Raw genomic sequence first — 23,928 nt, 5'->3', positions numbered from 1 at the left:
GGAAGTTTTTCCTCGATGGGCTAGACATGGTCGGTGACTCTCACGGTGCGTCAAAGGGCCGTGTCGCCCTACAGTGCCGCGGAGCGCGTCGCGGCTGCGGCGCGGCACTCAAGGTGTCGCGCAGCCTTCCCTGTACACATGTTCAGCACCTTCCAACAATCCGCGCGCTTCTGCGTCGAGAGGCAGCTGGCGCACTGCCCGAATCAGCGCTTGTGCGGCACGACAGTCTCCTGCGTTGCGCGAAGAGAGTTGGATTGCCTTTCGCAGCATCGACGTCGAGTCCTCCACATCGACTCCATGATCGAACCAGATTGACGCGCGATGGTGGTCGTCGAGCGCGAGAAAGTACTCCTGCAGGCGATGGATGGCGGCAACATCCCCGTTCATGGCCGCGGATTCGAGGGACGCGAACTCCTCCGGCGTGATTGCAGCGGGAGGCGCCGACCCGGAATCGGGGGCCGGACACTCGTCGGCCCTAACCGACAGATCCGCTCGCGCCTGGAACCCGATTCCCACGCGCCGCGGCTCGCCAACGGCGCGCCCGTTTCCCTTGTTCTTGCAGGGTGCGGAAAGCACATCGACCAACAGGCCGTTCTGCATCGGCACGGCAGTTTCGTAGGTGCCGTCCTTTCGAGTGACGGTACGGCCAATCTCCCTGTGAACGGGAAGGGCCATCGGCGATTGCGAGACGGACGAATCCAGCACGACGACGGTCGCTCCCTCGAGCGGCGCACCGGTTTCAATATCAGCAATGACGCCAGAGATGTGCAACTCGTGCGCGGTCGGAACCGTGCAATGGGCTAGACCAGCCGCCAAAGCGCAGCTCGCCGCGAGCCTAGAAGCCCAACACCGAATCGATTTGACGTTCATACCGGTTCATCGCCTCAGAGAATATTCTGGAATGGCTCATGCCATCGATGAGATCAAGGTCACATCGAAAACGATCGGCCCCGACACCTTTCCACCTTGAAGCGTATTCGGCCCGATGGATACTGGAAGGGTCTGGTAGAAGTTGAGCGTCAATACCGTGGATGCGAGGTAGCCGATGTTGCCCCTACGATCCCCGGCCAGCAGGGCAGCCATCCAACGATTGCGACCGCTACGAAATCAGTCGTCTCTGAGCAAACTGAAAAGGACGTCGACCAGCTTGTCGTTGGGTGGATCGCGCAATTGACGAGGCGAGAAAATCGCGTCCGCGTCTGCTCGTCGGCTCGCAACGTGCCGGAAGATTGCGTCTGCCAATGCGAACATCTGAAGCTCGCGTTCCGGTTCCGAACAGATACTCACCTGGTCGAATGCCTCGGCATAGGCACGATAGGAAGCCTGATTGTGAGAATCCGCGTCCAGTGACACGGAGTGACCGCGCGCAACGCGCAGCGCTTGTTCGACGTTCGCGATCGCTTGCGCCTCCTCCATCGGAAGTGCCGCCCTGATGGCCGCGCGGACTTCTCGCGGGCTGCCATCGAGGCTGACCGCCCGGAGGGCGTGATCCACTCGCGCGACGAACAGATCTTCACAGGCCTGCTCCTCGCCGACAGACGCGAGGGGATTGGCAGTGCCGGCACTCATCGATGCGCAGGCTGATGTTGTAACGGCAACGAAGACGACAAGATAGATCCACCCTACTGCCGTTCTGGCCTGCAAGAGTCGATACATACTCCATCCATCCCTTGTGGGTTTCGAACCAGGTATTCCCTCAAGTTTCTGAAACGTTCGTCTTTGAGGATTTTGTCCACTATTGCGTCATCGAGAAATAGAGTCTCCCCGTGCTTGTTCCTCAGGAAGTAATTCCAATGACCTCGCCTCGGAACATCCGGCGGGGAGGCGGGGCCGTGTGCGCTCTCATAACCTCCGTCCTGGAGAGGGGCGTCGACGGCTGACGGCCTTCATTGCGCCGGAGGCTTGTCCCGCGTCACACGCAGCCGCGCCACTTCCAGCGCCAGGTCGAAGCCGGGATCCGGCGCCGCGCCCACCCAGCGGCTGTCGTCGCCGTCGAGGACCAGCAGGAAGTTACCGCCGCCGACGCGGGCGCGCACCTGGTCGTAGCGCATCGGGTCGGCGAACACCTGCGCGCGGGCGGGCGCCGGCGCCGGCCCGAACAGTTCGCCGTGCAGTGCGCTGCGGCAGGCCTCGCCCTGCGTGAGCATCGCCTGCAGCGAGGGCAGCAGGTCGGTCTGCTGGAAGTCGCCGGGCACCGGCCCGGGCGGGGTGCCGCTGGCGCCGAGCGCGAAGGCCGGCACCCGCACCAGGGTGTCGTCGCCGAAGCGCGCGAGTTCGTCGGCGCCGACCGGCTGCATCACCCGGTGATCGCCGACGACGAACAGCAGGCCGTCCTCGAAGAAGCCGCGCGCGTCGAGGCCGTCGATGAAGTCGCCCACCGCGGCATCGGTGCGGCGCACGGCGGCCGCCTCGCCGGTCTCGCCGCCGTCCAGCGCGACGAAGGGCGGATGCATGCCGACCGTCAGCACGGTCGCCATGAACGGCTGCGCCGGGTCGCGTTCGTCGTCGTACCACTGCAGCGTGCGCCGCAGCAGGGCGGCATCGTCGGCGGCGTGGAAGGCGCCGCGCGGCAGTCCGGCGTAGAACGGATGCGCGTCGCCCTCGACCGCGTCGATGCCGATCCGGCGCAGCCACTCGCGTCGCCAGGTCGATTCGACGTCGCCGCTGGTGATGAAGCGGACGTCCCAGCCCGCGCGGCGGCGTTCGCGGTGGAAGTCGTGGAGGGTGTCGGTGAACAGCGCGACCGTGCCGTAGCGGATGCCCGACAGCGGCTCGGCGCCGGTCAGCAGCGCGGCGAGCCCGGTCTCGGTGGAGAAGCCGTTGCTGCGGAACTGCGGATACCAGCTGCCGCGGCGGGCGTGCGCGTCGATGCGCGGCGTCAGGTCGGCGAGGCCGTCGTTGAACAGCGCGCTGTGCCGCAGCGACCACGACTCGACCACCAGCACGATCACGTTCCGGCGTTCGCCGCGGCCCGGCACGCAGGTCGGCGGCGGCGGCGGCGTGTCGCGCAGCCGCTGCAGGGTCGCCTCGCCGTAGGGCCGCGCCATGCCGTCGGGCAGGTTGGTGGCGATCACGTTCTCGAACGCGGCGCGGTTCATGTACCAGAGCGGGGTCGTGAAGGCGGCGGTGGAGAGCATGCCGGCGAGCGCGAGCGTCCACGCCTTCGCCCCGCGCCGGCGCGATGCCGCCGGCGCCGCGGCGATCGCCGACACCGTGCCGAGCAGCACCAGCAGCGAAACCGCCAGCAGCAGCGCGCCTTCGTGCGTCGCCAGGTGCGGCTGCAGCACGCTCCAGTTGCCGCCGGTGTCGCCGCCGTAGCGCAGCACGTCGACCAGCATCAGCCGGCGGCTGAGCAGCTGCTGCACGAACACGTCGGCCACCACCGCCAGCACCAGCACGCCGACCGCCAGCGCCAGCAATGCCGCGGCGATCCGCGAGCGCGACCAGCGTGCGAGCAGCAGCGCCGCCGGCAGCGCCGCCATCAGCCACAGCTCGTGCACCAGCGCCGGCGCGCGCAGGCAGCCGGCGCAGCCCAGGTAGGCACCGAGCGAGCGCGCGACCAGTTCCGAGCGCCAGACCGCCAGCGCGCCCCAGGCGAGCAGCGCGGCGAGCGCCAGCAGGTCGGCGAGCGGCAGGCGGGAGGGCGGACGGTCGGGGCGCAGCGTCATGAGCCGCGCATGATCGTGCACGCACCCGTCGTTCACAATGCGCACCGGCGCCGGGCCGCAGGCTGGCGCGCGATATCGGGAGCGGGTGATGGATCGGACGGAACACGACGGGCGAAACGACGGGTCGGCAAGGGGGCGCGCGCGGTGGCTCGCTCCGCGGCTGGTGGCCGTACTGGCGTTGCTGGCGACGGCGCCCGTGTTCGCCGCCGACGCCGGCGACGACACCCCCGGCTGCCGCCGCGGCGCCACTGCCGGCGACGACCGCCCGCGCATCGGCCTGGTGCTCGGCGGCGGCGGTGCCCGCGGCTTCGCCCACGTCGCGGTGCTGAAGGAGCTGGAACGCCAGCGCATCCCGGTCGACTGCATCGCCGGCACCAGCTTCGGCGCGCTGGTCGGCGGCATGTACGCGAGCGGCATGAGCGCCGACGAGATCGAGGCGGCGCTGCGCGGCCTGGACTGGGGCGCGATGTTCGAGGACGACGTCGCGCGGCCGCACCGCTCGTTCCGGCGCAAGCGCGACGACGACCTCTCGCTGCTCTCGACCAAGCCCGGCATCGGCAACGGCGGCATCCGCCTCGCGCCGGGCCTGCTCGCCGGCGAGCAGGCGATGCTGATGCTCGAGCGGATCACCGAGCGCGTCGCGACCACCGACGACTTCGACGACTTGCCGATCCCGTTCCGCGCGGTCGCCACCGACCTCAACACCGGCGAGGCGGCGGTGCTCGGCGACGGCAACCTGGCCTCGGCGATGCGCGCGAGCCTGTCGATCCCCGGCGTGTTCCGGCCGGTGGCGCGCGACGGCACCTTCCTCGTCGACGGCGGCCTCGCCAACCAGCTGCCGGTCGACGTGGTGCGGGCGATGGGCGCCGACATCGTGATCGCGGTCGACGTCGGTTCGCCGCTGCGCCGGCTCGACGAGAGCGCCGGCCCGCTCGACATCGTCGACCAGATCAGCGGCTTCATGACCGTCGGCAGCGCGCGCGCGCAGATCGCCACGCTCGGCCCGCGCGACGTGCTGCTGCGGCCCGACCTCGGCGACGAAGTGACCACCGACGGCTTCGACCAGCTCGAAACCGCGCTGCGCATCGGCAAGGAAGCGATGCGCGCCGAATCCGAGCGGCTGGCGGCGCTGGCGCTGGGCCGCGACGACTACCGCGAGCTCGCGGCGGCGCGACCGGTGCCGGCGGACACGCCGCCGGTGATCGCGTTCGTGCGCCTCGACAACCGCAGCCGCTATTCGGATTCGATGCTGCTCAAGCGGCTCGACGTGCCGCTCGGCGAGCCGCTCGACAGCCAGCGCGTGCAGGCCGGGCTGGCGCGCATCTACGGCATGGATACGCTGGAACTGGCGACCTACGACGTGGTCGAGGAGGACGGCCGTGCCGGCCTCGTCGTCACCGTGGTGCCGCACGGCTACGGGCCGAACTACCTGGAGACCGGGCTGAGCGTGTATTCGGACTTCAACGGCGACTTCTGGTTCAGCCTGCGCGCCGGCGTGCTGCGGGCGCCGTGGAACGACCGCGGCGGCGAGCTGCGCGGCATCGTGCAGCTCGGCGACGAGCCCGGCCTGCTGGTCGAGGCCTACCAGCCGGTGGGCACCGACGGCGAGTGGTTCCTGCTCGGTTCGGCGAGCGTGGAGTCGCCGCGCTTCAGTGCCTACGACGCCGACGGCGAGCGCATCGCCACCTACCGGGCGCCGAACTGGGGCGGCGAGATCAGCCTGGGCCGCGAATACGGCAATTACGGCGCCGCGCTGCTGACGCTGCGCCGGCGCGAGGGGCACGCGGAGCTGGAGCTGGGCGCGCCGGTGGTGAACGAGCTCGACTACGACCAGGGCGAGGCCGAGCTGGCGGTGATCTTCGACCGCATCGACAGCACCTGGCTGCCGCGCGCCGGCGACTACGGCAGCTTCACCGCGCGGATGTCGCGCACCGCGCTCGGCGGCGACGCCGACTTCGAGCAGTACGGGCTCGACCTGCTGCGGGCGCGGGCGCTGGGCAAGCATTCCGGTTTCGCCGGACTGCGCTGGCACGTGTCCAGCGACGATCCGATCCCGGTGCCGAGCCAGTACCGGCTCGGCGGCCTGACCCGCTTCGCCGGCTACCGTCCGAACGAGCGCCTGGCCGACAACTACTGGCTGGCCTACGGCGGCTACACCTACGAGCTGGGGCGGGTGTGGAACCGCGCGGCGGTGCTCGGCGCGACGCTGGAATACGGCAAGGCCTGGGATCTGCTCGGCGACGTCGACGCGATCGACCCCGAGATCCACGGCAGCCTCTACTTCGGCTTCGACTCGTGGCTCGGGCCGCTGCAGCTCGGCTACGGCATCCGCGAGGGCGGCGAGGGCATCTTCCTGCTCGAGCTCGGCCGCCCGCGGTGAAGCTTGCCGGGCGAGGGGCTTAACAACTGGGGTCAGATTCCTTCGTTAAGGCGCCCGATTCACCTCGGGCGCCTTACTTTCTTCAGGCGCCTTAACGAAGGAATCTGACCCCAGTTGTTAAGCCCAGTCGTCGCCCTCAGGCGTCCGCCGCTCCGGCCGCCGGCGGCGCGGTCATCAGCGAGATCACGCCGCAGGCGATGCGCGCGCCGGCATTGCCGGCCGGCTGGCTCTCGTAGTCGTCGGCGCTCGCGTGCACCACCACCGCCTTGCCGACGACGTCGGTCGGGCCGCCGTCGCCGATCGTCAGGCCGGCGACGACCTGGTCGACCGCGACGCTGCCATCGGCATCCGCCGTCTGGTTCGGCACGTCGCCGGCGTGGTGCGGGCCGTGGTCCGGATGGCCGTGCGGCGCGCCTTCCGGGTTCAGGTGCGGACCGGCGCTCTCGAACTTCGGCGGCTCGCAGCGGCCGGTCTCGTGCACGTGCAGCGCGTGCGTGGCGCCGGGCGCGAAGCCGGTCAGGGTGCCGGTGATGCGCACGCCGCCGTCGGCGATGTCGAAGTTCAGGGTGCCGTCGATGGCGACGTCCGGGCCGGGCATCAGCATCGCCGCGGCATTCGCCGCCGGCCAGGTGCCGCTGGCCGCGTCGCCGGTGTCGCCGGTGTCGCCGGCCGGGCTGTCGTAACCGGCCCCGGCGGAAGGATCGGGGGTGGTCGCGGCGGGCGCGTCGGCGACCGGCGGCGCCCCGGCGTCGGCGGCATCGGCGCCGCGGTCGCAGCCGACCAGCAGGCCGGCGCCGAGGGTCGCGGCGATCGCGAGGGACAGGGAAGTGCGGAACTGGCGCATGACGGACTCCTCCATTGAGTGGCCGCAGCCTGCGCCTCGCAGGATCAGCGGCATGTCGAGATTCAGGGGCGGCGGGCGCGCCGGCTGCCGAGCTTGCGGGTCACCGCGTTGCGGCCGATGCCGAGCGCCGTCGCCGCATTCTGGCGATGGCCGCCGGTGTGCGCGAGGGCGGCGTCGAGCAGCACTTGCTCGAACTGCCCGCGCAGGCGCGCCTGCAGCTGCGGTTCGCCGGCGGCGAGGGCGGCGCGCACGGCGGCGGCGAGCGGCGTCTGCCAGTCCGAAGTGGCGTCGCCCTCCGCGGCGGCGGCGCCCGCGGTGGCCCCCGGCCCCGCCCGCAGCAGGCCCTCCAGGTCGCGCACGCCGACGGTTTCCGCCGGCGCCAGCGCCACCAGCCGCCAGCACAGGTTCTCCAGCTCGCGCACATTGCCGGGCCACGCGTGCTGTTGCAGGCGCCGCACCGCGGCGGAATCGAGCTGCTTGCCGGGCAGGCCGAGCCGGCGCGCGGCGCGGGCGAGGAAACGGGCGGCGAGCAGCGGCACGTCGTCGAGGCGTTCGCGCAGCGGCGGCAGGCGCAGGCGGACCACGTCGAGGCGGTGCAGCAGGTCGGCGCGGAAGCGACCGGCGGCGACCGCCGCCTCGAGGTCCTGGTGGGTCGCGGCGATCACCCGCACATCGACCCGGATCAGCTCGCGGCCGCCGACGCGGAAGAATTCGCCCTCGGCGAGCACGCGCAGCAGGCGCGTCTGCAGCGCCGCCGGCATGTCGCCGATCTCGTCGAGGAACAGGGTGCCGCCGTCGGCCTGTTCGAAGCGGCCGATGTGGCGCCTGGTCGCGCCGGTGAAGGCGCCGGCCTCGTGGCCGAACAGTTCGGATTCCAGCAGTTCCGCCGGGATCGCCGCGGTGTTGAGCGCGACGAAGGGCTTGCGCGCGCGCGGCGACTCGCGGTGCAGCGCACGCGCGACCAGTTCCTTGCCGGTGCCGGTCTCGCCGGTCACCAGCACCGACAGCGGCGCCTGCGCGAGGCGGCCGATCGCGCGGAACAGCGCCCGCATCGGTGCGCTGTCGCCGACCAGCTCGGTGTCGTCGGCAGCGGTCTCCGGGATGGGATCCGGCGCCGGATCGGCGGCGGTCGGCGTGTCCGCGGCCGCGGGCAGCGTGCGCGCCGCCAGCGCCACCGCGTCGTCGAGGTCGAAGGGTTTGGACAGGAACTCGACCGCGCCGCCGCGAAAGGCACCGGCGGTGCTGGCGACGTCGGTCCAGGCCGACATCACGACCACCGGCAGGCTCGGCCGCTTGCCCTTCAGCGACTCGAGGAAGGCGAGGCCGTCGACCTCAGGCATGCGCAGGTCGGTGAACACCAGGTCCGGCGCCGGCTCGCCGCCGGCCAGCGCCGCCAGCGCCTCGGTCGCGCCGGCGAAGGCGGCCACCGACCAGCCGGCATCGCGCAGCGCCTGCGCGAGCACGAACCGGACGGCGCGGTCGTCGTCGACGACCCAGAGGTGGGCGGGCATAGGAAGGGAGCCGGAAAAACCGGGGTCAGAGTACATTTCCGGCCCGAGAATCTCACCGCTCACCGTGCCGATCAGCGCCGGAAATGTACTCCGACCCCAGTTCTGCCCTGGTTTCAGGACATCGGGTTCGGCGGGGTGGCCGGCTCCGGCAGCGGGATGAATTCCTGGTCGTCGAGGTCCGGCAGCTTCATCCGCCCGGCGCGCCAGTCGGCCTTCGCCTGCGCGATGCGCTCCGGGCGTGAGGACACGAAGTTCCAGTCGATGTAGCGCGGGCCCAGCGGCTCGCCGCCGAGCAGCATCAGCGTCGTCGTCGTGCGCGCGGTCACCAGCACCGGCTTGCCGGCGGCGAACACCAGCATCGGCCCGCCGGTGAACACCCGGCCGTCGACCTCGACCTCGCCCTCGACGACGTGCAGCGCCCGCTCCGGATAGTCGTCCGGCAGCGCGATCCGCGCCCCCGGCTGCAGCACCACGTGCAGGTAGAACAGCGGCGAATGCGTGCGCACCGGCGCCTGCAGGCCGAACGCGCGGCCGGCGATCAGGCGTGCCCAGGCGCCGTCGTCCTCGAGCACCGGCAGTTCGCCGGCGCCGTGGTGGTGGAAGGCGGGGTCGGTTTCCTCGTCGGTCTCGGGCAGCGCCACCCAGGCCTGGATGCCGTGCAGCGGCCCGCCCTCGGCGCGCGCGCGTTCGAAGCGCTCGGAATGGGTGATACCGCGGCCGGCAATCATCCAGTTCACCTCGCCGGGGCGGATCGGCTGCGCGGAGCCGACACTGTCGCGGTGCATGATCTCGCCGGCGAACAGGTAGGTGACCGTCGCCAGGCCGATGTGCGGATGCGGACGCACGTCGGCTTCGCGGCGCAGTCCCGGCGCGAAGTCGACCGGGCCCATGCGGTCGAAGAACACGAACGGCCCGACCATCCGCCGCTTCACCCACGGCAGCACGCGCTCGACCTCGAAGCCGCCGAGGTCGCGCCGCCTCGGTTCGATCACCAGTTCGATCATTCGTTTCTCCGCCTCACGCGCGGTCCCCGTGCACTGTACGCCCGACCGCCGCGACCAGCTGCGCCGGCTCGAACGGCTTGGCGACGTGGGCCTGGTAGCCGGCGGCGAATGCGCGGTCGCGCTCGGCGGCGCTGGCGTAGGCGGTGAGCGCGACCGCCGGCACGGCGCCGATCAGCGCGCGCAACTGGCCGAGGAGCTGGTAGCCGTCGACGCCGGGCAGGCCGATGTCGCTGACGATCACGTCCGGGCGCTCGTCGGCGACCCGCGCGAGCGCCTCGTCGGCGTCGATCGCCACCAGCACGCGCGCTCCCGCCTCGCGCAGGATCGAATCGACGACCTGCAGCATGTCGGCGTCGTCCTCGACCGCCAGCACCACCGTGGCCGCCAGGGCCGGCAGCGCCGTCGCCGCCGCGGCCTCGGCCGTCGACACCACGGCCGCCGGCGCCCGCGGCAGCGACACCCGGAACGTCGCCCCCTTGCCGAGGCCGGCGCTGCGGGCGTCGACGCTGCCACCGTGCAGCTCGACGAGCTGGCGCACGATCGCCAGCCCGAGGCCGAGGCCGCCGTGGCTGCGGGTGATCGAACCGTCCTGCTGGCGGAAGCGGTCGAACACGAACGGCAGGAACTCGGCGGCGATGCCCTGGCCGCTGTCGGCGACCTCGAGCACCACCTGCTCCCCGTCGGCGTGGCCGCGCACGACGATACGGCCACCGGGCTCGGTGAACTTCACCGCGTTCGACAGCAGGTTCCACACCACCTGCTGCAGGCGCGCGGCGTCGCCGCGCACCACCGGCGCCGGCTCGTCGAGCTCGACCACCAGCGCGATGTGGCGCGCCTGCGCCGCCGGCTGCACCGTCTCCACCGCGGCCCGCACCGGCGCGTCGATCGGCACCGGCCGCAGTTCCAGCCGCATCGTCCCGGAAACGATCCGGCTCATGTCCAGCAGGTCGTTGATGATCAGCGTCAGCGCGCGCGCGTTGCGCTCCATCACGTCGAGCGCCTTCGGCAGCTGGGCGGCGCCGCCCGGCATGCGCAGCAGCTGCAGCCAGGCGACGATCGGCGACAGCGGCGTGCGCAGCTCGTGCGACACGGTGGCGACGAACTCGTCCTTCAGCCGGCTCGCCTCCTCGGCGTTGCGCTGCGCCCGCTGCAGTTCGCGCTGGCTGGCGCCGATGCGCTCGAGCATCCCGTTGAAGTCGTCGGCGAGGCGGCCGAGTTCGTCGTCGCTGATGCGATTGGCGCGGATGCCGTAGTCGCCGGTCTCGCGCACCTGCCGGGTGGCCCGTTCCAGTTCCTGCACCGGCGCGGTCAGCACCGGATGCAGCCGCCGCGCCAGCCACCACGCCAGCAGCATCGTCAGCGCGAACAGCACCGCCGCCTGCAGCAGCAGCCGCAACACCAGCGGCCACGGTCCGCCGTCGCGGTATTCGACCTGCAGGTGGCCGTGCACGCCGGCCTGGTCCTCGACCGGCAGCACCAGCGCCTGCCCGCCCGGCACCGGCCACAGGCCCGGTGGACGCGGCGGCGGCTCGACCATCGGCGCCTGTGGCGCGACCCAGCTGGCGACGAGGTTGCCCGCGCGGTCGCGCAGCGACGCCCGCTGGATGCCTTCCATCCGCTGCAGGGACGCCAGCGCCGCGTAAGCCATCTCGCGGTCGCCGAAGGCCAGCGCCGCGCCGCTGTTCATCGCCACCACCTGCGCCTGCGACTGCACGATCTCGGCGCGCTGGTCGCGCTGTTCGCGATAGAGCATGGCGCCGGCGACCGTGGCCAGGCCGATCGTGGTCGTCGCGCTGATGATCGCGACGATCCACAGCAGCTTCGCGCCGACCGAGGTCAGGTCGTTGAGCCGCCTCATGACCCCGTCTCCGGCAGCGGCCGCGCCAGCGACATCAGCCGCGCGCTGACCTGCAGCGGCGCCTGCGCGATCACCCGCTGGTTCGCCGCGAAGTGCACGTGCGCGCGCTCCTCGAACAGCTCGAACATGCCGCCCGCGGTCACGAAGCCGCGGCCGGCGCTCACCGTCAGCACCGGCCGGCCGTCGGTGACCTCGACGACAGCGTCGTGCCAGGACGCGTGGCTGTCGGGCACGAAGACCACGTCGGCCGTGGCCAGTTCGGACGCCAGTGCCGGCACCGCCAGCCCGCGCCGCGGCGCCAGCGGCGACAGCGCCAGCGTCCGCACGCGCAGCGGCCGGCCGTCGATCGCGCCGATCCGGCGGGCAGCGTCGCGCACCGCCCGCGCCGCCTCGCCGCGACCGACGACGACGACCTGCAGCGGCTGCGCCGGCGCCGCCTGCGGCCAGCGCGTGTAGCGCACGAAATTCACCAGATAGGCCGCCTGCACGCTGGCGACGTCGGTCGGCTCGGCCGCGGTCGGGCGCGGCAGCGGCAGCAGCAGGCCGAAGGCGAGCAGGGTCGCGGCGATGCGCCGGGGCCAGCTCACCATCCCAACCTCAGGTCCACGAAGACCGTGCGACCGAACTCCGGCGTTCCGAGGCCGCCGACCGGCTGGTGTTCGGCATGGCGCGCGTCGAACAGGTTGCGCACGCCGATGCCGAATTCCGTGCGCGGCCCGGGCACGAAGCTCCAGCGCGCATCGACCTGCACGTAGGACGGCACATGCGGATCCGGCAGTGCGCCGACGTAGCGCGCGAACGCCGCCAAGCGCTGGCGTTCGCCGACGCCGACGCTGGCGCGCAGCAACCACTGCGTTTCCGGATCGTTGCCCTGGTCGCGCACCGCCGCCGGGTCGGGAAAACCCGGCATCAACCGCAGGTCCTTGCGCAGTTCGAGGAAGCCCGCCGCCAGTTCCCAGCGGCGCGGCAGGCGCACCGTCGCCCAGCCCTCGGCGCCCCAGACCGCACCTTCGACGCGGTTGGCGATCACGAAGGCACCGCCGGGCCCGGGCTCGCCGCCGCGCAGGCCCTCGTAACGGTGGTGGAAGACCGTGAGCGACAGCGCCAGCCAGTCGGTCGGGCGGCGTCGCCAGCCGAGTTCGCTGACGATGGCGACCTCGGAATCGAAACCTGCGCCGCCGGCGATCACGTACGGCGGTTGCGCCGGGAAATGGAAATCGCGGTCGAAGCGGCTGGGCGCGCGCACCGCCCGCGACAGCGCCGCCCAGACCAGCCCGCCCTCCGGCGGCCGCCAGCCCAGGCGCAGCGAGGGCAGCACCTCGGTACCGGTCCAGGGGTTGTGGTCCAGGCGCAGGTCGAGGTCCAGGCTCAGCCGCGGCCCCAGCGCGATCTGGTCGGCGACGAAGGCATGCGCCCAGCGCAGCGTGCGATGGCCGGGGTCCAGCTGCGCGAGCAGGCCCGGGGAGCTGTCGTCGTGGGCGACCCGCAGGCCGGCGCCCCAGGTCAGCCGGTGCGCGCCGCGCTGGCTCTCGTGCACGAATTCGAGCGCGGCGATGCGCATGCGGTCGCGGATCACCAGCGGATCGTCGCGGTCGACGACGTCGAGGTAGCCGTGCAGATTCCAGCGGCTGCCGTCGTCGCGCCGGTGCCGCCAATGCGCCGACAGGTTCCAGGCGCGCGACTCGACGGCGCCGAATACGCGCGGCGAGGATTCGGCGCGCAGCGCGTCGCCCTGCAGCGTGAATTCGTCGGCGCCGCGGACCCGGTCGGCGCGGAAGCCGACCTGCTGCTGCCGCCAGCCGTCGGCGAGTTCGCCGCCGCCGGCCGCGGCGCCGTCGTCGACGCGGCGGTGGCGGGCGTAAATCCGCAGCGCGGCGGTGTCGTCGCCGAACACCTGACCGACACCGGCGCCGTGTTCCTCGCCGCTGGCCCAGGCATTCGCCCAGCCGCCGGCGGTCTCGATCGCCGGTCGGGTGACGATGTTGATCACGCCGTTGACGGCGTTCGCACCCCAGGCCGCAGCGCCCGGGCCGCTGACGACCTCGATGCGCTCGATCTCCTCGACCGGCACCGCCTGCATGTCCCAGAGCACGCCGCCGAACAGCGGCGTGTACACCGGCCGCCCGTCGATCAGCACCAGCAGCTTGTTGCCGAGCTCGGTCTTCATGCCGCGCGCCGACACCGCATAACCGCTGGCGTGCAGGCGCGCGACGGCGAGGTTCGGCGCCAGCCGCAGCGCCTCCGGCAGCGAACGGATGCCGTGCCGGCGCAGGTCGTCGCGGTGGATCACGAACACCGACGCGGCGCTGTCCTCGAGTCGGTGCGCGCGCCGGCTGCCGCCCGTCACCTCGACGTCGGCGAGGTCCTCGAGGCTGCGCTCGAGCAGGTCGTCGAGGGCGTCGCGGCCGGTGTCCGCGGTCGCGGCGCCCGGCGCGGCCAGCAGGCCGGCCATCGCCAGCAGCGCGACCGCCGGCGACGCGCGCCTCCCCCGCTTCTCCGACCCGTTTCGCATCGCGCCCCTCCCACTCGCCGGGATGTGCACGTTGGGTGAATCCGCGTGAATGCGGCGTGCGCGTCAGCCCGAGTCGCGCGACGCCGCATTCGGGCCGGCGACGGGGAGGGTCACCGTGAACGTCGTGCCGCGGTCCACTTCGCTGTCGACGTCGATGCGGCCGCCGTGGCGCTCGACGATCTTGCGCACGATGTCGAGGCCGAGGCCGGTGCCCTCGCCGGCCGCCTTCGTGGTGAAGAAGGGATCGAAGATGCGCGCACGGATCGCTTCCGGAATGCCGCGTCCGGTGTCGCCGACCGCGACCGCGACCGCGTCGCCACCGGCGCGGCGCAGCGCGATCGTCAGCCGGCCACGATGCTCCATCGCCTGCAGCGCGTTGTGCACGAGATTGGTCCAGACCTGGTTGAGCTCGTCGGGCTGGCAGTGCACGGGCGGCACGTCGTCGGCGAACTCGCGTACCAGGTCGACGCCGTGGCGGATCTGGTTGCGGTAGAGCGTCAGCACCGTCTCGATACCGTCGCGCAGGTCGACGGTGCTCCACACCTCGGCGCCGTCCGAGCGCGAGAACGCCTTCAGCGCGAACACGATCTTGGCGACGCGGTCGACCGCGATGTTGATGTTGTCGGCATTGGCGACGATCGTCGCGATGCCCCAGGCGTTGTCGAGGATCGCGTCCGCTTCGGGGTGGCGCAGCAGCGGCAGGACCTCGTCGAGGCCGTCCTGGGCCTGCAGCTGCGCCAGCAGGCCGGCGCGGTGGCGGGCCTGGGCGATGCCGAGCGCCTCGAGCCGGGTGGCGAGTTCGCGCACGATCGCGCGCTCCTCGCGGGTGCTCAGCACGGTGCGCGTCCGGCTGGCGCGCGAGATCAGGTCGAAGAAGCGCCGGCGGTCGCCGTCGTCGAGGCGGACCAGCAGCTTCGGCATGCCGCTCAGCGCGCTTTCGGTGGCGCCGACGATGCTCTGGCCGCTGGACTTGATCGCGCCGATCGGGGTGTTGATCTCGTGCGCGACACCGGCGATCAGCTGGCCGAGCGCCGCCATCTTCTCCGCGTGCACCAGCTGCGCCTCGGCCTGGCGGAGTTCGGCCAGCGCCTGCGCGGCCTGTTCGCGCGCGGTTTCGGCCGCGCGGTAGGCGTCGGCATTCGCGAGCGCGATCGCCGCGAACGCCGCCGCCGAACGGAACACTTCCAGATGCCGCGGCCGGTAGGCGTCGGTCTGGTGGCTCTGCACGGTGACGACGCCGATGCGGCGGCCGTTGGCGATCAGCGGCCGGAACACCGCCGACAGGATCGGCGCGCCGGGCGCGAGGCTCTGGGCGTCCGGCGCGGCGTCGAGGCGGGCCTCGTTGTACAGCGTCAGTTCGCGGTCCTCGCGCAGCGTCGCCACCGCCAGCGAGGTCGGGTGGTCCATCGGGAAGGCATTGGTCGTATCGACGACCCCGTCCTCGACGTAATAGACGTAGTGCAGGTGGCCGCCGTCGGCCGACAGCAGGGCGACGCCGAACGCGTCGCAGGGCATCGACTCGGCGAAATGGCGCTCGAGCGTGCGACAGATCGCCAGCACGTCGAGCTGGGCGGTCAGGTCCTTGCCGATGTCGCCGACCATGCGCAGGGTTTCCGCCGACTGCTGCACCTCGTCGAGGGCCTGGGTCAGCGCGCGGTGCGCGCGCCGGCGCACGATCAGGTTGGCGACGTGGCCGGCGACGAAGACGAGCAACTCCAGGTCGGCCGGCGTGTAGGTCACCGCCGGGTCGTAGCTCTGCACGATGATCAGGCCGTAGACGGTGTCCTCGGCGAGCAGCGGCACGCCCATCCAGCTGTGGAAGTCGATCGAACCGCGCGGCGCGACGATGTCGCCCGCGGCGACGTGCGCGTGGAACGCGGCCTGGTCCAGCAACCAGGGACGGCGGCTGCGGATCACCAGCGACGACATGCCCTCGCCGAACGGAAAGACCTCCATGCGCTCGTCGGGGTTCTGGTCGACCAGGTATTCCTCGCGGATCAGCCCACGTTTCTCGTCGTAGAGCGCGATCACGAAGTTGCGCGCGTCCATCAGGCGGTTCACGGCCGCGTGCAGGCGGGCGTAGTGGGCGGCGCCGAGGTTCTCCGCCGCCGGCAGCGCGGCGATCTCGTACAGCGCGCGCTGCAGCTCGGCGGCGCGGCGGGCTTCGGCGAGCTCGGCCTCGAGCGCGGCGATGCGGGCGGCGGCGTCCTGGCCGTCTTCGCCGGCGGCTGCGCTCACGGCGCGGTCTCGACGCGGTCGCGGCCACCGCGCTTGGCGCGATAGAGCGCCCCGTCGGCGCGCGCGAACAGGCTCGCGGCGTCCTCGCCCGGCCGCAGCGCGGCGACGCCGAAACTCGCGGTGAGGTGGCCCACGTGCGGGAAGTCGCATTCGCGGATCGCCTTGCGCAGCTTCTGCGCGAGACCCTCGCAGGTGCCCTCGTGCGGGTGCCGGCAGATGACCACGAACTCCTCGCCGCCGTAGCGCGCGACGACGTCGACCTCGCGGGTGCGCTCGCGCAGCAGGTTCGCGAAGGCCACCAGCACGGCGTCGCCGACCGCGTGGCCGTGGGTGTCGTTGATCTGCTTGAAGTGGTCCAGGTCCACCATCACCAGCGCGAAGTCGCTGCCGTAGCGGCGGTTGAGCTTCAGTTCCTCGTCGAGGATCGCATCGAGCTTGCGCCGGTTGTACAGCCCGGTCAGGCGGTCGGTGATCGACAGCACCTCGAGTTCGCGGTTCTTCTCGACCAGTTCGCGGGTGCGCGCGGCGACGATGTTCTCGAGTTCGGTATTGATGCGCCGCAGCTCCTCGTTCTGCCGCAGCAGGTCGCGGGCCTGCGCCCAGGCGCGCAGCGCCGAGCGGGCGGTCAGCACGATGTCCTCGTTCTGGAACGGTTTCTCGATGAAGCGGTAGAGGTCGGCTTCGTTGATCGCCCGCTTCACCCCGGCGAGGTCGCTCTGGCCGGTCAGCAGCACGGTCAGGGCCTGCGGGCAGCGCGTGTGCAGGCGCACCAGCAGCTCATCGCCGCGCAGGCCCGGCATCATGTAGTCGCAGATCACCAGCGCCAGCTCGCGGCCCTGCGCCGGCAGCTCGTCGACGATCTCCAGTGCCTCGTCGCCGCTTTCGGCGAGTTCGACCTCGACGCCGGGCGGCAGCGCGCTCACCAGCACCGTGCGCAGGGCCCGCAGCACGGTCGAATCGTCGTCGACGCAGAGGATGGTCCGGGTATCGCCCACCAAGATCTCCCTTCTTCCGCGACCAGTCTAAGACAGCCGGTCGGCGGCGACGTCCACCGCGACCACGCTGCCCTCGACGCAGGCATAGCGCCGCCGCCCCGTCGCCGCCGGCACCGGCACGCCGCCGGTGAACAGCGAGAACGCCGGCAATTGCAGCAGGCCCGGCTCGAGCACGAAGGCCGGCCAGCGCCGCGGCAGCCCCGGCAGCAGCAGCACCGGGTGCAGGTGGCCGCAGATCACGGTGGCGCCGGGCTGGCGCGCGGGTTCGTGGCGGAGCACGAAGGGGCCGTCGGCGGCTTCGTCGAGGATGGTCACGTCGAGACCGGCGTCCGCCAGGGCGCGGTCGTGGTTGCCGGCGACCACGACGAGCTCCAGCGCCGGACGGGCGGCGCGGAAGTGATCCCAGGCCGCGCGCCAGCGCCGCGGCGAGGGATCGCCGTGCAGCAGGTCGCCGAGTACCCACAGCGATCGCGCGCCGGTGCTGTCGAGCAGGCCGCCGATGCGGGCGAGGTCGGCGGCGGTGCCGCCGCTCGGCAGACCGATGCCGGCGCGACGGAAGGCGTCGGCCTTGCCGAGGTGCAGGTCGGCGAGCAGCAGGCGGCGGCGCGCGGGCCAGAACAGCGCGCGCTCGCCGAGCAGCTGCAGCTCCTCCCCGGCAACCTCGACCCTCATGACGACGCGCCCGGCGCGCCCGGGACGTACACCGTTAAGCGGGTGCGCTCGTGCGCCCGCTTAACGGTGTACGTCCCGGATTCCAGTTGGTCGGCGGCGCGTTGCACGCGGGTTTTCCAGTCCTCGGTGCTGAGCTGGCTGCGCATCGTTTCGGCCCAGAGGGGGAAGGCCAGCGGGGTCAGCGCCGGCGGGCGGTGCAGTTCGAGCCGGCGGCTGCGGCAGTCGGCCAGCACGGCCTGCAGGCGCTGCAGTTCGAGCTGGCCGCTGAGCACTTCGCGCTCCGCCTGGCGCAGCAGCAGGTGCTCGGGGTCGTAGCGGCGCAGCACGTCGTGGATCAGCCCGGCCGAGGCCTGCAGCGCCCGCAGCGAGCGCGGCGCCCGTCCCGGCAGCGACGGCGGCAGCAGGCCGGCGATGCGCGCGACCTCACGGAACTGCCGCCGCGCCAGCTCGCCGAGGTTCATCGCCTCGCCGAGGTCGTCGAGCAGATCGTGTTCACCGAGCAGCGCGTGCAGGCCATCGGCATCGATGTCGGCGGCGGCCTGCGCCGACAGCACGAAGCCGTAGTCGGTGGCCGCATACGCGAAGGTGTTCGGCGACATCCTGCCCCAGCGCCGCGCGAGCAGTGCCGCGAGGCCCTCGTGCACGGCACGCCCCGCGAACGGGAACACGCACAGGTGGCTGATGCCGCGCACGCGGTGCAGTTCGGCCAGCAGCACGCCCGGCCGCGGCAATGCGGCGCGGCGCGCCTGCAGCGCCAGCAGTGGCGCCAGTGCGCGCATCTCCGGCGCCGCCGGCGGCGCGGCGAACAACGCCTCCATCTCGCGCCCGAGCTCGCCCGACAGCGGCAGCCGGCCGCCGAGCCAGCGCGGCACCGCGCCGTCGCCGGCCTTCGCGATCCGCACGATCGCGACCATGTCCTGCAGCCGCACCAGCTCCAGCGTGCGGCCGGCGAACTGGAAACGATCGCGTGGCTTCAGGCGGCCGATGAAGGCCTCCTCGACCGCGCCGAGACCGCCACCCTTCGCGAACTTCACCGCCACCATGCCGTCGCTGGTGATCGTGCCGATCGACAGCCGGTGGCGGAAGGCGATGCGCCGGTCGTGCACGCGGTAGCGGCCGTCGTCGTCGCGCACCACGCGGCGGTATTCCGGGTAGTGCTCGAGCGCGCGGCCGCCCTGCACCAGGAAGTCGAGCAGCTCGCGCCAGGTGTCCGGCGCGAGTTCGGCGAAGGCATGCGTGCCGCGCACCTCGGCGTACAGCGCGTCGGCGTCGAAGCCGCCGCCGAGCGCCAGCGTCACGCAGTGCTGCGCCAGCACGTCGAGCGACAGCCGCGGCGGCGGCCGCGCCTCCATGCGTCCGGCCGCCAGTGCCGCCCGCACCGCCGCGTATTCGACCAGTTCCAGCGCATGCGTCGGCACGCAGGTGATGTGGCCGCTTTCGCCGGGCCGGTGCCGCGAACGGCCGGCGCGCTGCAGCAGCCGGGCGATGCCCTTCGGGCTGCCGAGCTGCAGCACCTGGTCGACGGTCGGGAAATCGACGCCGAGGTCGAGGCTCGAGGTCGCCACCACGCAGCGCACGCGGCCCTCGCGCAGGCCCTGCTCGGCGGCGGCGCGCAGCTTCGGGTCGAGCGAGCCGTGGTGCAGGGCCAGCGTGCCCGGTTCCTCGAGCCAGGTGGCGTCGAGCGCGCGGTGCCAGAGCTCGGCCTGCGAGCGGGTGTTGGTGAACAGCAGCGTCGTGCGTGCGGCGCGGATGCGTTCGATCACCCGCGGCAGCTGCGACAGGCCGAGGTGGCCGGCCCAGGGGAAGCGCTCGCCGCTGTCCGGCAGCAGGGTGTCGAGCTGCAGCGGCCGCGGCTCCGGACCGCTGACGATGGCGGCGCCGGGCGCGTGCGGCAGCAGCACGTCGCGGGCTTCGTCGAGGTTGCCGAGCGTCGCCGAGAGGCCCCAGGTGCGCACGTCGGGCGCGAGGGCGCGGACGCGTGCCAGCGCCAGCTGCAGCAGCACGCCGCGCTTGTTGCCGAGCAGTTCGTGCCATTCGTCGACGACGATGCCGCGCAGCGAGGCGAGGGTCGGCGCGGTGTCGGGATACGACAGCAGCAGCGACAGCGATTCGGGCGTGGTGACCAGCACGTCGAGCTTGCCGGCGCGCGCGAGGCGGCGGTCCTTCGCGCTGGCGTCGCCGGTGCGCAGGGCCACCACCCAGTCGAGGCCGCCGCCTTCGGCGACGTCGCGGATCGCGCGCAACGAATCGTTGGCCAGTGCCTTCAGCGGCGTGACCCACAGCAGGCGCAGGGCCCTTTCGCCCGCTTTCGGTTTCGTCGGCCGGCCGGGGCGTGCAGCGCGCGCGCCGGACACGCGGTGAACCCGTCCATGGGGGCTCTTCGGCGACGTCCGTGTCGCCGAAGGTCCGACGCGCGCGCCGCACGCCCCGGCCATCGGAGATCCGTCGGCGGGCGAATGAGCTACGCGGTTGTTCGATTCGCGAAGCGCGTCAAGGATTGGGCCACCGAGGGCGGCGAGGGTCTTGCCGCTGCCGGTGGGGGTGTGGATCAGGCCGGATTCGCCGGCGAGCCAGCGCTGCCAGGCGTCGCGCTGGAAGGGCGCGGGTTTCCAGCCGCGTGCGGCGAACCAGGCGCGCAGCGGTTCGTCGGCCTTGCGGAACCTCATCGGCGCCCGCGCCCTGTAGGAGCGCCTTCAGGCGCGATCGTCTTGTCGGCCCCGACGGCGTCAGAAGCGATCGCGCCTGAAGGCGCTCCTGCATTGCTGGTGATCGCGCCTGAAGGCGCTCCTACGGGGGCGGGGGCGGTGGCGAGGGCGCGGAGGGTGGCGAGGCGGTCGGCTTCGGCGGCGGGTTTGTCGTGGCGCCAGCGCAGGATGCGCGGGAAGCGCACGGCGATGCCGGACTTGTGGCGGGCGGAGGCGTTCACGGCCTCGAAGCCGAGTTCGAACACGTGCAGCGGCTCGACCGCGCGCACCGGCCCGAAGCGTTCGAGCGTGTGGCTGCGGATCCAGCGGTCGAGCTTCAGGATCTCGGCGTCGTCGAGGCCCGAATAGGCCTTCGCGACCGGCACGAGCGCATCGCCGTCCCAGAGGCCGAACGTGTAGTCGGTGTAGAGCGTGCTGCGGCGGCCGTGGCCGGACTGGGCGTAGATCAGCACTGCGTCGATCGTCAACGGGTCGATCTTCCACTTCCACCAGTCGCCGCGGCGGCGGCCGCTCTGGTACGGCGAGTCGCGGCGCTTGAGCATCAGGCCCTCGACACCGCGATCGCGCGAGCCTTCGCGCAGCGCCGCGGCGGCGGCCCAATCCGGCACCCGCACCTGCGGCGAGACGACCAGGCGCGGATCGGCATGTTCCGCGAGCAGCGCCTCGAGCGCGGCGCGACGCGCGTGCAGCGGGCGTTCGCGCAGGTCCTCGCCGTCGAGTTCGAGCAGGTCGTAGGCGAGCACGCGCACCGGCGTGTCGGCCAGCACCTTCGGGCCGGGCTTGCGGCGCTGGATGCGTGTCTGCAGCGCGGTGAACGGCAGCGGCGCGTCGCCGTCGCGCCAGCCGAGCAGTTCGCCGTCGATCACCGCGTCGCGCGGCAGCGTCGCCGCCGCCTGCTCGATCTCGGGGAAGCGGCCGTCGAGCCGCTCCTCGCCGCGCGACCACAGCGCGATGTCGCCGCCACGGCGGATCAGCTGCAGGCGGATACCGTCCCATTTCCACTCCAGCAGCCAGTCGCCGACGTCCCCGAGTTCGTCGACGCCTTTCTCCAGCGGCGACGCGAGGAAGAACGGATACGGCTGGCTGCGGTCGCCCGGCTGCGCGTCCGGCGACAGCAGCGACGCCAGGAAATCCGGCGACGGCGTCCACGCGCCGAGCATGCGCTGCGCGATCAGCGCGATGTCGATGCCGCTCAGTTCCGCCAGCGCCTGCTGCACCAGCCGCTGCGACACGCCGATGCGGAGCGCGCCGGTCAGCAGCTTGTTGAAGACCAGCCGCGCGTCGGCGCGCAGCGTGCGCCAGCCGCGCACGATCGCGGCGCGGCGGGTCGCTTCGTCGGCGTTGGCGACGGCGAGCAGCACGTCCTCGATCCACGCGTGCAGCGGCCGCTCGTCTTCCGCCGGCGGGTCGTCGAGCAGCAGCGTGAGCGTCTCGGCGAGGTCGCCGACATGATGGTGGCTGGCTTCGACGAGCCAGTCCGGCGTGCCCGACGCCTCGGCGATCCACGCGCGCAGCTCGCCGGTGCCGGCGATCTTCGCCTTCGCGCCGCCGATCTTGCCGCCGGCGAGCAGGTACAGCCCCCAGGCGGCGTCGCGCGGCGGCACGTCACGGAAGTAGTCGACCAGCGCGGCGCGCTTGTCGGCGGTCGCGGTGCTGCGGTCGAGGCGCTGGAACAGGGCGGCGAAGCGGCGCATCAGTTTTCGTCGCCGTAGTCGGTACGGAAGGTGTCGGCGCGGATGCCGCGCTCGCCGAGCACGCGCACCAGCGCCGCGGTATCGCCGTGGGTGGCGATCACCCGGCGCGCGCCGCTCTGGGCGATGGTCTCCAGCAGCGCCGGCCAGTCGGCGTGGTCGCTGACGACGAAGCCGCGGTCGTAGTTGCGTCGCCGCCGGTTGCCGCGGATGCGCATCCAGCCCGACGCGAAGCCCTGCTGCGCGCGACGGAAGCGGCGCAGCCACGCGCTGCTGGCCGCCGACGGCGGCGCGATCACCAGCTCGCCGGCGAGGGCGTCGCGGTCCTTGCCGCGCGCCGCCGCGGTCTCCATCACCGCGACCGTCTCCGGCAGCGCGATGCCGCAGTCGCGATACACCTGCACGCCGTTGGCGACCGCGCCGTGCAGGTACACCGGGCGGTCGACGTAGGGGGCCAGTTCCGCGAGCAGCCGCTGCGCCTTGCCGAGCGCGTAGGCGTAGAGGATCGCGGTCTCGCCGCGCGTCGCGCATTCATCGCGCCAGGCGACGATGTCGCGCGCGACCTCGGCGGTGTCGGGCCAGCGGTAGACCGGCAGCCCGAACGTCGCCTCGGTGATGAAGACGTCGCAGCGCAGCGGATCGAACGGCGCGCACGTCGGATCGGACTGGCGCTTGTAGTCGCCGGACACCACCCAGACCTCGCCGTCGACTTCGATGCGCACCTGCGCCGAGCCCAGCACATGCCCGGCCGGATGCAGCGACACCCGCGCGGCGCCGAGCACGAACTGCTCGCCGTAGCGGTAGTCGCAATAGCGCTGCCCACCGAGCCGCCAGCGCAGGATCGGCAGGCCGGAACGCGTCGTGTGGTACTCGCCCATGCCACCGCGCGCATGGTCGCCATGCCCGTGCGTGATCACCGCCCGCGGCACCGGCCGCCACGGATCGATGAAGAAATCGCCGCCGGCGCAGTACAAGCCCTCCGGCCGCGCCACCACCAGATCACCGCTGTTCATCCGCCCAGCTTGCGGACGCCGCGTGAAATCGGGGTGTCCCCCGCCATTGGGGGATTCGAGGTTCTTGCCACGGACGAGCACCGACGAGCACGGACGAGCACGGACAGTGCGTTCGATGCCGACCAAGGGATTGATGCCGATCCCTGACGATCCGACGAATCTTCGCCGGTCGCCGACAGACGCTTATCGGTCTTCCGCCTTGTCCGTGCTCGTCCGCGCTCGTCCGTGGTTCTTCGACATGAAATGCTTGGCTTCACGCCATCTACGAAGGCGTTGGGGTGGAGTGGAGGGCCCGTCCGGAGTGAGTGTGATGACGAACAGAGACGAGTGCCTGCGTACGCTGCGCGAGAAGATCAAGGACCACCACGTGGCGATGCTGGTGACGCGCAGCCTCGACGGCAAGCGCCTGCTGAGCCGGCCGCTGGGCACCGCCGAGGTCGAGTTCGACGGCGATCTGTGGTTCGCCAGCGGCCGCGACAGCGAGAAGGTCCGCGAGGTGCAGGCCGACCCGGCGGTCAATGTCACCTTCGCCAGCGAGGCGAAGAATTCCTATGTGTCGCTGTCGGGCCGCGCGTCGATCATCACCGATCGCGCGAAGATCGAGGAACTGTGGTCGCCGTTGATGAAACCCTATTTCCCCGCGGGCAAGGACGACCCGAACCTCTGCCTGATCCATGTCGAGGTCGAGACCGCCGAGTACTGGGATTCGCCGGGCGGGCTGCTCGGCAGCGCCCTGCACTTCGCGGTCGCCGGCGTCACCGGCGATGCGGCGGCCCTGAGCGAGAACGAGCGCGTACTGGTGAAGCGGGTCGGGGGTGGAAACGAATGACGGCAGGC

At 72.1% G+C, this 23,928-nt stretch carries 16 protein-coding genes and 2 pseudogenes; 2 read left to right on the top strand and 16 right to left on the bottom strand.

Annotated elements, in window-relative coordinates; all coding sequences use genetic code 11:
* Positions 1 to 108 precede the first annotated feature (108 nt).
* The 4 genes from K311_RS18425 to K311_RS0109895 all read right to left on the bottom strand — a co-directional run bounded on the left by K311_RS18425 (position 109) and on the right by K311_RS0109895 (position 3,668).
* Complete coding sequence (locus K311_RS18425; RefSeq protein WP_154659522.1) at positions 109 to 870, bottom strand: peptidase associated/transthyretin-like domain-containing protein; 762 nt, start codon at positions 868 to 870, stop codon at positions 109 to 111.
* A gap of 36 nt (positions 871 to 906) precedes the next feature.
* Positions 907 to 1,083 (bottom strand): hypothetical protein, encoded by a 177-nt coding sequence (locus K311_RS18420; protein WP_154659521.1) that lies wholly within the window; start codon positions 1,081 to 1,083, stop codon positions 907 to 909.
* A gap of 24 nt (positions 1,084 to 1,107) precedes the next feature.
* Entirely contained in the window at positions 1,108 to 1,656 is a 549-nt protein-coding gene (locus K311_RS18415) for a hypothetical protein (protein ID WP_154659520.1), read from the bottom strand.
* 230 nt (positions 1,657 to 1,886) lie between these two features.
* The gene (locus K311_RS0109895) at positions 1,887 to 3,668 is read right to left on the bottom strand and encodes a sulfatase-like hydrolase/transferase (RefSeq protein ID WP_026817177.1); all 1,782 of its coding nucleotides are present in this window, start codon (positions 3,666 to 3,668) and stop codon (positions 1,887 to 1,889) included.
* Positions 3,669 to 3,831: 163 nt separating this feature from the next.
* On the opposite strand from K311_RS0109895, the gene K311_RS0109890 reads away from it, so the two are divergent.
* Positions 3,832 to 6,048, top strand: a complete 2,217-nt coding sequence (locus K311_RS0109890; RefSeq protein WP_161627313.1) for a patatin-like phospholipase family protein — start codon at positions 3,832 to 3,834, stop codon at positions 6,046 to 6,048.
* Positions 6,049 to 6,184: 136 nt separating this feature from the next.
* Here the strand turns inward: K311_RS0109890 and K311_RS17755 are convergent, their stop codons facing one another.
* From K311_RS17755 to K311_RS0109830, 12 genes and pseudogenes are all read right to left on the bottom strand, one after another.
* Positions 6,185 to 6,892: a superoxide dismutase family protein gene (locus K311_RS17755; RefSeq protein WP_245570648.1), complete on the bottom strand. Its 708-nt coding sequence runs from the start codon at positions 6,890 to 6,892 to the stop codon at positions 6,185 to 6,187.
* Positions 6,893 to 6,954: 62 nt separating this feature from the next.
* Positions 6,955 to 8,403 carry a nitrogen regulation protein NR(I) gene (ntrC, locus tag K311_RS0109880; protein WP_026817175.1) on the bottom strand — a complete coding sequence of 483 codons (1,449 nt, stop codon included), beginning with the start codon at positions 8,401 to 8,403 and terminating at the stop codon, positions 6,955 to 6,957.
* Between the two features lie 113 nt (positions 8,404 to 8,516).
* Positions 8,517 to 9,404, bottom strand: coding sequence for a pirin family protein (locus tag K311_RS0109875; RefSeq protein ID WP_211223652.1), 888 nt, complete (start codon positions 9,402 to 9,404; stop codon positions 8,517 to 8,519).
* A gap of 16 nt (positions 9,405 to 9,420) precedes the next feature.
* Complete coding sequence (locus tag K311_RS0109870; protein ID WP_051239908.1) at positions 9,421 to 11,265, bottom strand: ATP-binding protein; 1,845 nt, start codon at positions 11,263 to 11,265, stop codon at positions 9,421 to 9,423.
* On the bottom strand, positions 11,262 to 11,852 hold the full coding sequence (locus tag K311_RS17750) for a YfiR family protein (protein WP_161627312.1): 591 nt from the start codon (positions 11,850 to 11,852) through the stop codon (positions 11,262 to 11,264). Before K311_RS17750 ends, K311_RS0109870 begins: the two co-directional genes overlap by 4 nt.
* On the bottom strand, positions 11,849 to 13,777 hold the full coding sequence (locus tag K311_RS16380) for a TOL_0244 family TonB-dependent receptor (protein WP_081683396.1): 1,929 nt from the start codon (positions 13,775 to 13,777) through the stop codon (positions 11,849 to 11,851). Before K311_RS16380 ends, K311_RS17750 begins: the two co-directional genes overlap by 4 nt.
* Positions 13,778 to 13,840: 63 nt before the next feature.
* A complete protein-coding gene (locus K311_RS17745; protein WP_051239904.1) occupies positions 13,841 to 16,015 on the bottom strand; it encodes an ATP-binding protein in 2,175 nt (724 codons plus the stop codon).
* Positions 16,012 to 17,010, bottom strand: coding sequence for a GGDEF domain-containing protein (locus tag K311_RS0109850; RefSeq protein ID WP_026817171.1), 999 nt, complete (start codon positions 17,008 to 17,010; stop codon positions 16,012 to 16,014). The genes K311_RS17745 and K311_RS0109850 overlap by 4 nt, the downstream gene beginning before the upstream one ends.
* 27 nt (positions 17,011 to 17,037) lie before the next feature.
* Positions 17,038 to 17,682 (bottom strand): ligase-associated DNA damage response endonuclease PdeM, encoded by a 645-nt coding sequence (gene pdeM, locus K311_RS0109845; RefSeq protein ID WP_026817170.1) that lies wholly within the window; start codon positions 17,680 to 17,682, stop codon positions 17,038 to 17,040.
* Between the two features lie 80 nt (positions 17,683 to 17,762).
* Positions 17,763 to 20,348: pseudogene (locus tag K311_RS16370) on the bottom strand (ligase-associated DNA damage response DEXH box helicase); the annotation flags it as partial.
* 140 nt (positions 20,349 to 20,488) lie between these two features.
* Positions 20,489 to 22,081 (bottom strand): annotated as a pseudogene (locus K311_RS16365) (ATP-dependent DNA ligase); the annotation flags it as partial.
* A complete protein-coding gene (locus tag K311_RS0109830; RefSeq protein WP_026817169.1) occupies positions 22,081 to 23,091 on the bottom strand; it encodes a ligase-associated DNA damage response exonuclease in 1,011 nt (336 codons plus the stop codon). The pseudogene K311_RS16365 and the gene K311_RS0109830, both read right to left, overlap by 1 nt.
* Before the next feature lie 310 nt (positions 23,092 to 23,401).
* Between K311_RS0109830 and K311_RS0109825 the strand changes: the two genes are divergently transcribed.
* The gene (locus K311_RS0109825; RefSeq protein WP_026817168.1) at positions 23,402 to 23,920 is read left to right on the top strand and encodes a pyridoxamine 5'-phosphate oxidase family protein; all 519 of its coding nucleotides are present in this window, start codon (positions 23,402 to 23,404) and stop codon (positions 23,918 to 23,920) included.
* The last annotated feature ends 8 nt before the right edge of the window (positions 23,921 to 23,928 follow it).

It is taken from the genome of Arenimonas composti TR7-09 = DSM 18010 (genome assembly GCF_000426365.1).
Taxonomy (GTDB): domain Bacteria; phylum Pseudomonadota; class Gammaproteobacteria; order Xanthomonadales; family Xanthomonadaceae; genus Arenimonas; species Arenimonas composti.
Note: the sequence above shows the minus strand (reverse complement) of the source record. Positions and strands in the feature narration are given on the sequence as shown.

Coding starts and splice junctions, on each gene's coding strand:
- K311_RS17755 (WP_245570648.1), bottom strand. CDS start 6,892: ATGCGCCAGTTCCGCACTTCCCTGTCCCTCGCGATCGCCGCGACCCTC.
- K311_RS16380 (WP_081683396.1), bottom strand. CDS start 13,777: ATGCGAAACGGGTCGGAGAAGCGGGGGAGGCGCGCGTCGCCGGCGGTC.
- pdeM (WP_026817170.1), bottom strand. CDS start 17,682: ATGAGGGTCGAGGTTGCCGGGGAGGAGCTGCAGCTGCTCGGCGAGCGC.
- ntrC (WP_026817175.1), bottom strand. CDS start 8,403: ATGCCCGCCCACCTCTGGGTCGTCGACGACGACCGCGCCGTCCGGTTC.
- K311_RS0109830 (WP_026817169.1), bottom strand. CDS start 23,091: ATGAACAGCGGTGATCTGGTGGTGGCGCGGCCGGAGGGCTTGTACTGC.
- K311_RS18420 (WP_154659521.1), bottom strand. CDS start 1,083: ATGGCTGCCCTGCTGGCCGGGGATCGTAGGGGCAACATCGGCTACCTC.
- K311_RS0109825 (WP_026817168.1), top strand. CDS start 23,402: ATGACGAACAGAGACGAGTGCCTGCGTACGCTGCGCGAGAAGATCAAG.
- K311_RS18425 (WP_154659522.1), bottom strand. CDS start 870: ATGAACGTCAAATCGATTCGGTGTTGGGCTTCTAGGCTCGCGGCGAGC.
- K311_RS0109870 (WP_051239908.1), bottom strand. CDS start 11,265: ATGAGGCGGCTCAACGACCTGACCTCGGTCGGCGCGAAGCTGCTGTGG.
- K311_RS0109895 (WP_026817177.1), bottom strand. CDS start 3,668: ATGACGCTGCGCCCCGACCGTCCGCCCTCCCGCCTGCCGCTCGCCGAC.
- K311_RS18415 (WP_154659520.1), bottom strand. CDS start 1,656: ATGTATCGACTCTTGCAGGCCAGAACGGCAGTAGGGTGGATCTATCTT.